This is a genomic window from Ruegeria sp. CH11, assembly GCF_056537105.1.
Genome location: NZ_JBQFQX010000005.1, coordinates 150051 through 163325, shown reverse-complemented (window position 1 = coordinate 163325; position 13275 = coordinate 150051). Strand labels below are relative to the sequence as shown.

Sequence of the window (13275 nt, the reverse complement as noted above, 5' to 3'; positions counted from 1 at the left end):
ACTCTCAGCACATACTCGCTGGCGGATTTCACACGATCCGGTTTCAATTACTCCTGCGCCAATTGCATGATCACATTCGTTTCCGAGCCATTGCGCAGGACCGTCAACGTCGCTTCGGATTGGGGTTCGGCGACAAGGTCGGCCAACGCCGCGTCCAGGCTTTCGGGCCCGTCAATCGCAGTTCCGGTATTAACCTCGCGCACCAAAACATCTCCGGGGCGCAAATCGCCTGGGTTGTCCTGCGGAACAGTAGCCACGACGGTCTGCCAACCGGTCTCATTCGCGTTGTGAATGTCAAATGTCAGCCCGTTTTCAAGCCCAACCATGCGGTGCGCAGGCAACGCCAAAAGTCCATTTTGTGCCCGGGTTTCTCCCAAAGTCCGATAGCGTGCAGCCGCGCGGATATAGCCATCCGGATCGACACTGAATTCATTCAGGATGTGCGCAGCAAAAGACAGATCCGCGCGAACGGGTTCACCGTTGAGCGTAAAGATGGTGGTGCCACGCTGAACCCAGTCGCCCACGACCGACATATCCTGACCCGCATCGACATCTGTTACCGCAAAGATGTTTCCGGTCGACGCGCGACGACGCGCAATCGTGAACGGAATTTCCACATCCCAATGGGCGAAAGACACCTGGTTTTGTGCCAGATCAATGGCCACCGAAGGTTCAGGGGCGACGACTTCGGGCTGCACCTCGGCGCTGATATCCTCGACCGGTGTCTCCGCAACGGCCAGTTCCTCTTCCGCCGGTGTGACGACATCGCTGTCGGCAGCAACCTCGGGTTCCGTGATTTCAGCTGTCGTCTGCTCGACAGGTTGGTCTTGAGCCACCTCTGTCACGGGTGCCACAGCAGTTTCGGCCTGTTCCGGCTCTGCCTCTGCTACGGCGATCTGCTCGACGGGTTCCGGTTCCACGCCTGCTGCAACCGGTGTCGCTTCGGGCGCTGATTTCTCGCCCGACATCACAAAATATGCACCCCCGGCCAATGCGGCCAGGACCACACCCAACACGGCGATCATCTTGCCGCCACCGCCCGAGTCGCTTTTCACAACCGTATCGACGGCGGTTGCAGCTTCGGCCTTGGGTGCGAACTTGGCCAGTTGTTCGTCGGTTTTTTCTTCATTGCCCAACGCAAGATCAGCATTTCCGGCCAGCAGGGCGGTCACAACCGCCTCGGCGTTTTCGGTTTCGGCCTTGATACGCTCTTTCTCGGCCTGCTGGTCCTTGCGATCCATTCCAACGATGACCGACACCGGTCGATAGGCAAAGGTGTCGAACATGACATCGGGACCACGGAACATGCGCAGCCAATCCAGCGCCGATTGCAAGCGGTCAGTGGCATGCACTTCCATTGCCTTGTCGATCGCTTCCAAAAAGCCTTCAGGATAGCCTTCGAAACGCCCGGCAAGCGGTGTGAAAGGATCAGGCTGCCCGTTGTTGAACGCGTTCAGTCGGGTCTGACCGTCGATCGGACGCTCGCCGCTGATGGCGTGGTAGAGCGTTGCGGCAAGAACATAGAGATCGCTGCTGGGACCCTGTTCTGCGCCGCGCACATAGAATTCATGCGGTGAATACCCATCCTTGATCACCCGCAGCGTCAACAGAGCAGCCGACTTGTGGGCGGCCTGTTCACGGGCGGCACCAAAGTCAATCAGGATCGGCTCGCCGTTATTGTCGATCAGAATGTTGTCGGGCGAGATATCGCGATGCAGCATCCCGCTTTGATGAATGAAGGACACCGCTGACAGCATCTTTTCGGTGACCTGAACCATAAAGTCAGGGCCGCTTTCGTTTTCCGGGTTCTCAACATAATCCAGCAGGTCGCAGCCACGGATCAGGTCCATCGCGATGTAGGCTGTGTTGTTGTCTTCGAACACCTGATGCACGTCGACGATATTGGGATGTACCAGCCGCGCGTGATTGCGCGCCTCCTGAATGAACAGGTCAATAATCGCGCGCAGGTCATCTTTGTGGTCAGGATTGGCCGCTTCGACCAGATCTCCGTTTCGTTGGCACAATGCGCCCGGATAGCACTCTTTGATCACCACATCCCGGTCCAGGCTGTCACGCGCCAGATAGGTGATCCCAAAGCCGCCATTGCTGAGAAAACGGAGGATCTCGTACTGGCCGCGCAATAATTTCGCGCCCGGTTGCAGACCTTCGAGTTGTGGTTCGTCGTGCGTTGCGCCGACCGCCTGGTTGTGGCTCATTTCTTCCCGCCCATTCTTTACGTTTTGCGGCAACATAAACCGGGCAAGGTGCCCGCGAACTCACAACCAAACACAACCGCAGTACACTTAAGAACGGTTAGACGGTTCAAATTTGACTTTATTGGGGCCGCCTGATGGCTTCACTATGGATCGACTGCGTCGTAAATCTATATGCGGTAGTCATCTTTCGTTGATACACACTATATGGTAATTCAGTAGCAAAAAAATGGACGGTTATATCGCTGATTTGCCTGTTTGGTACACGGATTCGAAACAATAGACGCCCGATTCTCGGCCCCTCGAATCGGCGTCGTGACTTTCAATTTTAACGGGAATCTTTTAAGTGCCGGTCTTTGGTGGCGCTGACGCAACGGTGCTGCCTGCCCAGGCGAGGTTGTCACTAAGCTGGGCAAGTATGCTCACCGCATCCTTAAGGGGTGCATCACCGCTTTCGAATTGCAGCAACAACAGCAGGTCGGTCGCCTTTTCGAACTCGCCCGGAATCCAGTCGGCTTTGGGGTCGATTTCAGCGCCTGACTCCAATCGTTCAGCAAAGTCCTCGACGATTTCCTGGCAGCTTTGCAGAAAGGCGGCAGGCTCCATATCGGAAGTTTCGCGCAGGTCATCATAGATGCTGGCTATGGCGGCCAGCCAATCTTCGAGGATCGGATTGTTCAGGGGCGGTAGCGCCGAGCCAAGGCTGGACTGAATGACCGACCCATCCACAACAGGTGGGCTGGTCTCGGTCAATTCGGTACCGATGTTTTCAGCCAGATAGGGCAGGAAATGATCGTTCAAATCCTTGCGCGCAGCTTCAAGGTCCCTTTGGCGGTGCGCCGACGCAACTTGCAGCACCTGTTCCGCCAAATCCTGCCCACCACAGGATTCCCAAAGGTCGAAATCGGGCTCTGGTTCCTGCGACATGGCGCGCACTGCGACGGGCGTGCCAATGGGAACAACGGCCTGGAACATCCCGGCCTTTTCCTTGTCCAGTCGCTTGACCACGCGTTCAAGCGCGTCGCCATCCGGCAACAGGTCGGCGTGGGTAACGGCTAACAGGCTGCTGTCGTGCAGTTTTTGAGGCACTTGCCGCCACAGATGACGTTCGGTTTCGCGCCACGTATTTGTACCGTTGGTGCACCAGATGGCGCAATCGACATATTCCAGCAGCGAAAGCGTCTGCTTATAGGTGTCATCCAGTGCGCCCGATCCGGGAAGATCAAACAACGAGATATCCTTAAGCGCCGGAGTGTTCAGACCGACCGAGATGAAATCCGGCGCGTCTGCCGCTGCTTTTTCCAACGCGATGCCGGAATAGGTCTTGGGCTCTTTGTCCCACCATCCAACGGTGGTTTCCGGAGCGTCGGCATAGGCTACAATCACCAAAGGCAGTTTCAGATGTTGCGGGCCGGTCGGCAGAATATCGGCACCGGCCAGCATATTTGCCAGGCTGGATTTACCTGCTCCAAACTCACCCGCGAAACCGATTGCGACCGCATTGGACAAGCGCTCGGCATGACCCAGGGCCCGCGCACGCAGGTCGTCCAGGTCCGGCGTGGACGGCGCGTCCTCGGTAGCGTTCAGAAAACGTTCGAGTTGCCGCACGTCCTGCTCGGTTCCGGGAAATTCAATCATTCTGCTGCCTCAGCCTGCAAAGTGTCAGCGCGAACTGGGCCAAGTACGAGACTCAGCTGATCCGCTATGCGCCGCGCCCGATCCACGGCTTGCTGCGCTTCGGTACGCGCATTGCTTCCACCTGATCCGACACGATGTTCCAAATGTCCGGCCAAAAGCGCCAAATAGTGATCTACAACAGTCTGCATCCGTTCTAGCAGGTCACTACGGGCAGTGTCGATCAGATCGTCCCCGATCATCTCGAATTCCTGCACGATCATCCGTTCGGCCCGATTCAGAACGCTGCGGCGCGAAATCAGACGGGACAGCCATGTAACGCGCAACTCGACCGTAATGCCGCGGGTAAGGGCGGTCGTGTCAGGGCGGAACCAGCGCACCGCGCTTGTATTCATGCGATTGTCCATCGGTTCGCGCCAACCGGGCAGGGCGCGCAAAGCCGCGTTGCTTTGCATGTCCACCGCATAGAGCTCGCTCAGCATGCGCTGGCGAATGACCTGTGTGGCACCTTGCACCAGTTCCCGCATCCGATCACGCAACGGCGTGAAGTTAAGTTCGGTTTCACCATCTCGGCTCAGCAAAGGTGACTGGCCGTCCGGGCCGCGAACAACCACCGAAACCGCCTCGGCCACAGTATCGTCCATCACGCCGCGCAGATTGGCCAAAACATCGTCCATATCCTTGGTGATGGCCCCGGATTTCTCGGCGATCAGGGTGCGAAGCTCGGTCAAGGTGCTGCTGCTTTCTTCGGTATCGCCGGCATCCGGGCCTTCCTCGTCGTCCAGAGCCCGCAACCTGGCGGTGCTGCGTTCCAGCTCACCTTGCGCAAAGCTGTTCAGGTGCTGCCAGGACATCCGCAGCTGCTCATGGCGTGGACCGTTGGTCAGGGCCTGGGTCACATGGCGGCGCAAATCCGGCAGGCCGGACGCGATCATTGCGGCAAACCGCAAGATGGCCTCGCGACTGATCGGACCGGGGCCTTGTTTGATTTCTTCCACACCGGACAGATACTGTTTCATCTGCTCGGGATGGGCCCGCAGCCAGGCAAGGATCTGGTCGTGATCCACCCCCGTCTCGTCCCCGGTCAAGGCATAGTGCGCCCATTGCGCGCTGCCCATCAGGACATCGATCTCAGAATTACCCAGCGCTTTTTCAAGTCCATCCACGACATCCGCGCGAACTTTGCCAGCGTCTTCCGCGCCGCCCCCAAGTTCATCGACGCGGTTGATAAAGACAACGATCTGACCCAATTCCAGTGCCTGCATCAGACGGAAGAGTTTGAGGTCGGCACGCGACAACGCCTGATGCGCAGAGAGAACAACCACAAAGAAATCGGATTCCTTGAGGTATTGGCGCGAAATCTCCTCGCGGATCAGCAGCGGGTCGTTGACACCAGGCGTGTCGGTAACGGTGATCGGATAGGGGAAATGGCCGATGTCAAAATAGACCTCGGCCTTGCGGGTAATGTCACTGTAAAGGCCCCGATCGGACCCCGGATCATGTGCCTCATCATCAGCCGGATCATCTCCGGCGCAGACATAGCGGGCCAGATCGTCCGAATTCAACTCGTCAAGATCGTGATGTTGACCCAACAGTTGTTCATAGCTGTCGCCGAGGCGCAGGCGGGCGCGTGTTTTCATCGCCTCGACCTGCTCTTCGATCATTTCGCGTTTATAGCTGTCCTCGTCATCGGGGAACATATTGCGCAGCTCTTCGCCTTCGGCGATCAGCGACTGCCATTGACGGTTATCGAAGAAATGGAACTCGGCCCCGGCCGTGCGGCCCGAGGGATGGCCGAAATGCATGTCTGTAATCACGGTTGTCCATGGGTTCACGTCGGACGGAAGATATTCGGCCTGTCCGGTGAAACCGTTGATCAGGCGAGACTTTCCGGCCTTGATCTGACCGACAAATGCAATCGATGGCTTAAGGTTCGACAAATCGTCAACAATACGCGAGATGAAATGACGGGTTTCGTCATTGCTCATCTCATTCATATCTTCCGCGATGCGAATAAGTTCGTGGCGGTTCAATTCACTCATTAGTTTACCCTGACAACTCGTTTCTTACGTTAAACTCTCAAAAAAGGACTCGATTGGGCGGGAACGCGGTCATTCGGCGGCGGGTTTCAATGATTTCCACAGGTTGACGACCGCACCCAGTTTCCGTGCATCGTGAAGGGCTCCGGCAATCTGTTGACCGTCGTGGACCAATGCCAGCCCGGCCCCCTGACCACCCGAAGGGCGCATGACAATCAGCTGCGGTACAGCGGTATCACTGTCCTTCTGCCAGCCGGACAGATCGCGTGCGAGGCGCAGTAACAGGTCTTTTTCCGGATGTGCAGGCTGGCCCATGGCGCACAACCCATCCGCTTGTGTGGCCTCATCAACGGCCTCTGGCACCAGAAACCGACCAAGGGCGAACCGATCTGCGCCGCCAAAGAAAGCCTCTGCCGCGCGTTCCGGTACCAGTTCGTCCTCCGCCTCGGGCACCACCGTCATCCGGGGTTCCTCAAGTATTTTGATCTTTGCGCAAGCGCTTTCGACCTCAGAGAAGGTTAGCCCGACATCATCGGCCTCCAATGCCGCATCCGGTCGCAACGATGCCAGCTTGAGCGGGCCTGGTGCCTTTGCGATTTCCGTCACCAAACGGGCAAGTTTTTCTGTCAGGTCCTCACGGGATTCAGTTTCGAAATCGGGCAGGGGGGTGCTGCGGCACTCAAACACATCCGTTATGCGCGAACTGCTAACCTCAATCGCCAGGCATGTTTCGTCTGCAGCGACAAATTCCAGCCTTCGCGGCAATATCGTGCGCTGGATAGCGGTCAAAACCTGATCACGGCGGGCCTGTGCGGTCTCGCCGCTCAGATAAATCGCCGGAGACAAGCGCGCGACCGAAGAGCGCCCGATATCTTCGAGCATCTCCAGTATTTCCGTATCCATCATGCCGTGACCCCCTCTGGTCCCGTCTAAACTGCTGCCGCTACCGGCCCCAAACTAAGATGCGATTTCGTCAAAGCGAGCCCAATATTTGCGCTATCGCGGCAGATATAACAAACCACGTGATCGGGATATTCCCGAGTGCGCAGAAAGATATGCAACCGGTCATTCGAAAACACCGCGATTTCCCCAAATCCCGGATGTTCCTCTTCTTCTGTTCCCGCTGTTCTCAACAATTCCTGAAAGGCCGTGACGCCGCGTCCCTGAAACAGGTTCGCGACTGCCAAAGCCAGATTCTCCAATACCTCGGCATCGGTGTCGTCGGGTGAACTCAACCCCAACAACATACCCGTTTCCATATCAACATACCCGGCTGCCAGGCAGTCGGGTATGGTTTCAATTGCAGCGCTCAACGCGTTTTCGATCGACATCTATCTGCCTGTTCTGCCAACCGCTGTTTCCGGTCGGTCAAAGATGCTTGCCTTGCTACAATACATGCCGCTCGGCGCCGGTGTTGTCATGCCCCTTCGGTACCGGGTGAAGTGAATCCCGCGAGCTTTCTTCGCTTTGCTCTAGCGCGATTTGGTCGAATTCGGCCAGAAAAGCTGCAAACGCATTCTTCAATCCGGCGGTGTCATCCGGCAACGGTTCACTGGCGACGATCTCTTGCCACATGGACAACGCGCTGAGTGGCGAAGAACGTTCAGACGTAAGAAGATGCTCGGAAGTCGGCGCGGGGTCTTCGTCTTCGCTCTCCGACGCATCCGGTTCGATCGAAACGACACTGACCGAGGTCAGAGCATTCGAATCCGGTTCTGGTTCGTAATCGTCGTCATTGCTTTGCTTTTGCTCAGCAAGTAGGGCGGTAATAGACGAAATCGATTGCTCGATATCCTTCTCGGGCGCCTCGTCAACCTCGGGCTCAGAGGCTTCGTCATCCTGGCCGATGACAATCAGCTCGGGTTCGTCGCTGTCCTCGTCGTCCTCATCCGAAAACTCGAACTCATCAAAGTCCAGACCGGGGTTGGCCAGCGCGCGCAGGTCAAGCGGATCCTCATCGACATCGCGGAAAAAGGCTCGCAGTTCTTCTTTCGAGCTTTCCTCTTCCTCCTGCACCATCTCGGCACGCATACGATCCGCTTCACCGGCGTCGATACGGGGGCGCTCTGCCTCTTCCGTTTTGCGTTCGACCCGGGCAGGGCGCACGGGGAAATTGGTGACGACGTCGGCCTCGTCCGCGACCGGATCAACCAACTTGAGCGGCGCGGGGTCTTCGACAGTATCAGCCGGTTTCGCCGGACGGATGGGCCGAACCCTGGGCTGATCCGATTGCGATTTGTCGATCTGATAGCGCGAAAGCTGATCAGCGCGAGCGTCCATGATCTGTTCGGTGATCTCGAGGAAGCTGTCGACCATTTTTCCGCCGCCACTGCGCGCCCACAACTCGGCATCGCCGGTTTTGTCGCGTGCCATGATCGCATCACGGGCCGAGAACAGGATCGTACGGTTGAACAGATGTCCGGCTTCGCGATTTACGCGCCGCAGAACTTTCTGACGATCTTTTTGGCCCAACGCATCTGCGCGCGTGATCAACAACAGCGACTTGTGCTGCAATCGTTCTGGAAGCGAAACCCAGGTCGCGCGTTCGGTTTCGCGCCAGGCCTGGGTTGAGTGCGTGCACCACAAGACACCGTTCGCCTGACCAACCGCGCGTTGCCACACATCGGTTGAAATCTTCGGGTCCGAGATTCCAGGCGTGTCGATCAGGTCAACCGCCTCAAGAATATCGGCTTCCAGAAAAATACGGACGAATTGTGCATCGTTGACGCCAACCGTTTCCAATTCGTCCAGCGTGATATCCTGCGTACTGCCATCATGCCGTTTGACATAGGCCGACCGTTTACCCCAGCTGAACCAAACCGGCGGCAATTGCGTCGCCGTGACCTGCGTTGGCAGGGCTTGCGTGCGCAAAAGAAAGTTCATGAGCGTCGATTTGCCGGCGCTGAATTCTCCCATAAGCGCAAACACGGGTTTGCGGCGGGACCACTGCTCGATGCGGTTCCAGGCTTTGGGAGAGACGAAGCGGGGTTCTGTGTTTTTTACCATAACTCTTCTTATGCAGCTTCGTTGCTAAGGTCTTTGAGGATGTCGCCCAGGATATCGTCGCGTGACTTCTGCGGCTGAACCCCGGCCATGAGTGCCGCGTTGTCAGCCGCAGTTTTGTCACCCGATTTCGAGATGTTGAGCAACGTATCCTTTTGTTCGGACAGAAAGTCTGCCATCGCTGCACGTACGTTCTCCAGCACAGCAGCTATCTGATTTTCCTCGATATCCTTGGTGATCGAATTCGCCTCGGACGCAATCAGACGTGTATAATCGGCAGCGTAGGCCTCGAACCCTTTGCGTTTTTGCCACCAGCGGCGCCACCAGGTGCTTTGCAGGTCCAATGCAATGGTGCGACCAATTCCCAGCGGCGGCGGAACCCGTGGAACAATTGGCGCTTCGATGTTGAATTCACCCAAATGGTTGCCAAGCAGCTTGTGATAAAGCGCGCCCATATCGGCGGCAGCGGCGCCATACAGCGCGCCCGCCTCTTTGCGCATGGACCTGCCAAAGCTGAAATACGCGGCCTTTTGCAACGTGCGCAGGCCAGCCGGATCATATTGCCAGGTCCCCTGCTCGCCATTCTGCTCCAGATGCGCGATAAGCGAATCTGTCGCGCGCTTGACAAAGTTGGCCTCGGCCGAGGCCAGACGTTCCAGAACCTTGTCACGCAGTTTGGTGGTCAGTTCTGCGACTTTCTTTTCGTATTCCGCCGAAACCGTAGCAATGGCTTCTTCCGGTGCGACACCATCGAGATCTCGCACCACGCCCTCGCCACCCGACAGGGTCTTGGCGACCGAGGTCGCCCGTATTTGGCTCGCGATGTTCCGCGCCCGATGGCGCACACGATCCAGCAGGCGTGTCCCTGCCCCTTCGGAGATGCGTTCATTCATGGCCAGAAGCAGGTCTGGCAGACCTGACAGCGCCCAGATCTTGTCAAGCGACGCTGCCTGATCGCCAAAGCCGGCAGCCAGATAAAAGGTGTTCAGCGCCTCGCGGGACTCTTCCGTCAGTATGTCTGGGTTGCCGGTCAAAGCAGCCTCAGCCCATTGCGCGCTGCCAAAGACGATGCTGGTTTCGGTGTCGATGTTGTTCTGTTTCAGCGTATCCTGAATCCGATCGCGGATCTCGGGCACCTGGTTGACCGGATCTGACAATTCGTCGATTCGATTGACGAACAGAATGATCTGCCGGTTTTCGAACTGAGCGATAATCCGCATCAGCGCCATATCCATGGTCGTCAATGCCTGGCTGGCCGCAAGTACCACAATGCACACCTCGGACCCACGCAGGCTGCGCAGCGTGATCTGTTCCCGCACCATGAAGGTATCATTCACGCCAGGTGTATCGCACAGCTTTAGTGCAATCGGATATTGCGGGATATCCATGTACAGTTCGGCCGACTTCGTCACATCCGCAAAGCGACCGGTCTTTGGGTTGATATCCGGATCATCTTCATCGCCCAGGCAGACATATCGCTGGACCAATTCCTCGTCGAAATAGTCGTATTGGTGACTTTGACCAAGGATCAGGTCGAAATGCTTGCCCAGCCTCTCTTCAGACTTGGCTTTCATTTCACCGATCTGACGGCGGATATCATCCATCTCGTCATCGGCCCCTGCCCGGTTGGCCAGTTCACCCAATCGGCCGCCACCGACCATAAGGTTGTTCCATTCTTCCTGTTCAAAGAAGGTGAACTTTGAACGGGTATCCCCTTCGGTCCGGGTGTTGATGTTCAGCGTGGTCACAACAGATGTCCACGGGTTTACATCCGAGGGCAACAGGTTGGGCCGGCCGGCAAGAATGTTGACGATCGAGGATTTGCCGGCCTTGACCTGCCCCACCAGCGTTACACTGGCAGTGAAGTTCTCCATCCGGGTCTTGAGCGTTGCCAGTCGGGCCGAGGACCGCGCGTCCGCCACCTCTGTCAGTTGGTCGATCTGTGTCGTCAGCGAGGCCATGGCCTCTGTCATTGGGGACAGAGCCTCGTTACCTACAGACAAAAGGTGGTCGTTACGCGCCATATTCAGCCTCCGGTGCCTGTCGCGGCGATGTGGTTGTTTGCGCCGATCGCAGGCGTTCTGGCCAAAGTGTCGATCCGTGCGATCAAATCCAGCGCATTGCCGAGAATTGCGGCCTCGATTCTGGGCGAGATCGATTCATAGGCAAGAGAATCGGCCAGTATTTCGATCGAGCGAAAGTGCTCTCCGTTTTCCAGCGACGCGACGCGGCGCCCGGTTGGAAAATCCTGAGATTTATGTTCCGGCAACGGCATGCGGGCATTTGCCAGCAGGTAGCGATTGCCTGCGTGTGTCTTGAGGGCGATGCCGAAACCCGTACCAGGATGCTGGTTGTTGAGGGTTTTGAGTTCGCCGATAAAGCTTTCACGAGCAAGGTCTACGACATCTTGCTCGGCAGCAGCGGAATGAATCTGATCGGTCACGATAAAGACCCTTATTCTGGAGTTGAGCAGGTACTGGTAAGGTGCCTTGCGGCAGAAAAGACTCATTAACTCCCACCGCACATCAATGATGATCACCACGGTGTTATTTTGACGCGAATAGGATATTTTGGCGTTTGAATTGTGGCGCAATTAAGACGCGGGCACATACTTATGTCGCAACCTATGCGTGTTTTAGGTGTATTCACACGTAAATCAGCGACCCTTCATCAATCGTCAAATGACGTAGCATGATCGATCCAGGCTGTTGTGCCAGCAAAGTGAAACAGATCTTATATCATTGTTATTTATGTGATATTCGTGAACTCAATCACCTGAAAATATGCCCCCTCGCTACGATCAAAAATCTAACAGCCCGCCACGACGGCACTCTTCTCCGGATGGCGTTGAACAGACTTCTCAAATTCACTCAACGTAAAATAGACCATTGGGCGCAGGCGCGCCAATGTGCGCAAACTGGAAACTGTCTGTTGAGCATATGCGGTCAATTAATGAAAACGCGCGCGAAATCGAAATTATTTGCCTTCAGCTTTTACTCGAAGACACTTGCGCCGCACATCAAATGCAAGGCCCTTATCGAACATCAGTCAAACCCATTTGAACCGCGTTTCGGTCGCGCTACCAACAGCTGCAAAACTTTCCGTCAGGCGGCAAATTTTCCCCTCGCACTTGCTTTCAAGCTTTGTTATGCAGCGCGCCATGCTGGTGCGAAGCATCAGAGTGCGGGTGTGGCGAAATTGGTAGACGCACCAGATTTAGGTTCTGGCGCCGCAAGGCGTGGGGGTTCAAGTCCCTCCACCCGCACCATTTTGATTTACAAGGATAAATTAGCACCTGGACCCGGCCAAGATTTCAGGCACAAATCTGAGTTTCCCAGTTAGATTCCCACATTCACGTTCTGGTCCTGTTCTGTTCTAATGGGCCGATGACTAAAATCCTACCGCTCCCCCTACCCTTGTCGCTCCGTGGCTTCGAGCGGTCATAGAGTAATTTGTGTGCCCCGTGGACGGCTGGCGCATCGCGCCACCGTAAGCCATTGCGATCGAAAACATAAAGCCGCTCATACCTCGCCGGCTATCAACATGTGGTTTGCCATCGAACTTCAGGAATAAGGGTCCAAAGCGCGCCATCTCCGCTTCGGTCAATCAAAAGATACCAGACATGTTTATCGCCAGATTTCTTTCCGTGAACTTCGTCGCCAAGCGCAAACCAATGGATCCTGACCCCAGGTCACGGACAAAGTCTTAGACACCGTACCGAGCCAAAAACATGTCTACAGCCTTCGTCGCGACCACGTCGATTTCTTCGGGTGTAAAACTATCCTGGATTCCCAGGACAGCCTTGTTCCAAATTCGGGCCTTACACAACTCGGAAAACTGCGCCGCTGCAATCTCGACGTCATCAATGTTCAGATCACCCTTCTCAACGGCTTTCTGAAAGTATTCGGCCATCTTGCGCTGGCCGTTCTTCGGCCCCGCTTCATAAAAGGCGCGCCCTAGTTCAGGGAACCTGTCCCGCTCGGCAACGCAGGCACGAAACACCTGCAACGAAAACTCGGAAACCAAGAATGCAGCCAACTGGGTTGCAGTGATCAACAGAACCTCTCGCAGAGGTTTTGTTTCGTCGATCATCGAGATGACCCGTTCGGCCATACGTTTGCACTCTGTCTGTGCAACCTCCACAAACAACAAACGTTTGTCGGGAAAGTAACTGTAAAGCGTCGCCTTTGAAACCCCGGCTGTCCGCGCGATGTCGTCAACGCTTGCACCTTCGAAGCCGTCCGCCATAAAGACCTCACGCGCACCTTGCAGGACCTGATCAAATTTTCGGCCCGTACGTAGTATTGTGGCGGCTTGGGTCATGTCTTCTCCTTGTGTGTGCGTGTTTCCCAAATTTTATAAACCGATCGGTTCAGATTCAAGGA

Annotated in this window: 9 protein-coding genes, 1 tRNA gene and 1 pseudogene; 1 reads left to right on the top strand and 10 read right to left on the bottom strand. The window is 56.1% G+C overall.

Going from position 1 to position 13275, the window contains the following annotated elements; genetic code table 11:
- Positions 1 to 47 precede the first annotated feature (47 nt).
- The 8 genes from ACR0LX_RS10495 to ACR0LX_RS10460 form a co-directional block, all read right to left on the bottom strand.
- Positions 48 to 2216 carry a protein kinase domain-containing protein gene (locus tag ACR0LX_RS10495; RefSeq protein WP_480783673.1) on the bottom strand — a complete coding sequence of 723 codons (2169 nt, stop codon included), beginning with the start codon at positions 2214 to 2216 and terminating at the stop codon, positions 48 to 50.
- Positions 2217 to 2555: 339 nt separating this feature from the next.
- Positions 2556 to 3851 (bottom strand): dynamin family protein, encoded by a 1296-nt coding sequence (locus ACR0LX_RS10490; RefSeq protein ID WP_480783672.1) that lies wholly within the window; start codon positions 3849 to 3851, stop codon positions 2556 to 2558.
- Positions 3848 to 5890, bottom strand: a complete 2043-nt coding sequence (locus ACR0LX_RS10485; protein ID WP_480783671.1) for a dynamin family protein — start codon at positions 5888 to 5890, stop codon at positions 3848 to 3850. Before ACR0LX_RS10485 ends, ACR0LX_RS10490 begins: the two co-directional genes overlap by 4 nt.
- 69 nt (positions 5891 to 5959) lie before the next feature.
- Entirely contained in the window at positions 5960 to 6793 is an 834-nt protein-coding gene (locus tag ACR0LX_RS10480) for a hypothetical protein (protein WP_480783670.1), read from the bottom strand.
- Positions 6794 to 6816: 23 nt separating this feature from the next.
- Positions 6817 to 7218 (bottom strand): hypothetical protein, encoded by a 402-nt coding sequence (locus ACR0LX_RS10475; protein WP_480783669.1) that lies wholly within the window; start codon positions 7216 to 7218, stop codon positions 6817 to 6819.
- A gap of 55 nt (positions 7219 to 7273) precedes the next feature.
- Positions 7274 to 8893, bottom strand: coding sequence for a dynamin family protein (locus ACR0LX_RS10470; RefSeq protein ID WP_480783668.1), 1620 nt, complete (start codon positions 8891 to 8893; stop codon positions 7274 to 7276).
- Between the two features lie 8 nt (positions 8894 to 8901).
- Positions 8902 to 10914 carry a dynamin family protein gene (locus ACR0LX_RS10465; RefSeq protein ID WP_480783667.1) on the bottom strand — a complete coding sequence of 671 codons (2013 nt, stop codon included), beginning with the start codon at positions 10912 to 10914 and terminating at the stop codon, positions 8902 to 8904.
- 2 nt (positions 10915 to 10916) lie between these two features.
- Positions 10917 to 11432 carry a hypothetical protein gene (locus ACR0LX_RS10460; RefSeq protein WP_480783666.1) on the bottom strand — a complete coding sequence of 172 codons (516 nt, stop codon included), beginning with the start codon at positions 11430 to 11432 and terminating at the stop codon, positions 10917 to 10919.
- A gap of 641 nt (positions 11433 to 12073) precedes the next feature.
- Here ACR0LX_RS10460 and ACR0LX_RS10455 point away from each other — a divergent pair.
- Positions 12074 to 12158, top strand: a tRNA-Leu gene (locus ACR0LX_RS10455).
- Positions 12159 to 12302: 144 nt separating this feature from the next.
- Here the strand turns inward: ACR0LX_RS10455 and ACR0LX_RS10450 are convergent.
- Positions 12303 to 12481, bottom strand: a pseudogene (locus tag ACR0LX_RS10450) (IS5/IS1182 family transposase); the annotation flags it as partial.
- Positions 12482 to 12595: 114 nt separating this feature from the next.
- Positions 12596 to 13213, bottom strand: coding sequence for a TetR/AcrR family transcriptional regulator (locus ACR0LX_RS10445; RefSeq protein ID WP_480783665.1), 618 nt, complete (start codon positions 13211 to 13213; stop codon positions 12596 to 12598).
- Positions 13214 to 13275: the final 62 nt, after the last annotated feature.

Excerpts from the sequence above, each read along its gene's own strand:
- ACR0LX_RS10480 (WP_480783670.1), bottom strand. The coding sequence starts at position 6,793 with ATGATGGATACGGAAATACTGGAGATGCTCGAAGATATCGGGCGCTCT.
- ACR0LX_RS10490 (WP_480783672.1), bottom strand. The coding sequence starts at position 3,851 with ATGATTGAATTTCCCGGAACCGAGCAGGACGTGCGGCAACTCGAACGT.
- ACR0LX_RS10495 (WP_480783673.1), bottom strand. The coding sequence starts at position 2,216 with ATGAGCCACAACCAGGCGGTCGGCGCAACGCACGACGAACCACAACTC.
- ACR0LX_RS10475 (WP_480783669.1), bottom strand. The coding sequence starts at position 7,218 with ATGTCGATCGAAAACGCGTTGAGCGCTGCAATTGAAACCATACCCGAC.
- ACR0LX_RS10445 (WP_480783665.1), bottom strand. The coding sequence starts at position 13,213 with ATGACCCAAGCCGCCACAATACTACGTACGGGCCGAAAATTTGATCAG.
- ACR0LX_RS10465 (WP_480783667.1), bottom strand. The coding sequence starts at position 10,914 with ATGGCGCGTAACGACCACCTTTTGTCTGTAGGTAACGAGGCTCTGTCC.
- ACR0LX_RS10485 (WP_480783671.1), bottom strand. The coding sequence starts at position 5,890 with ATGAGTGAATTGAACCGCCACGAACTTATTCGCATCGCGGAAGATATG.
- ACR0LX_RS10470 (WP_480783668.1), bottom strand. The coding sequence starts at position 8,893 with ATGGTAAAAAACACAGAACCCCGCTTCGTCTCTCCCAAAGCCTGGAAC.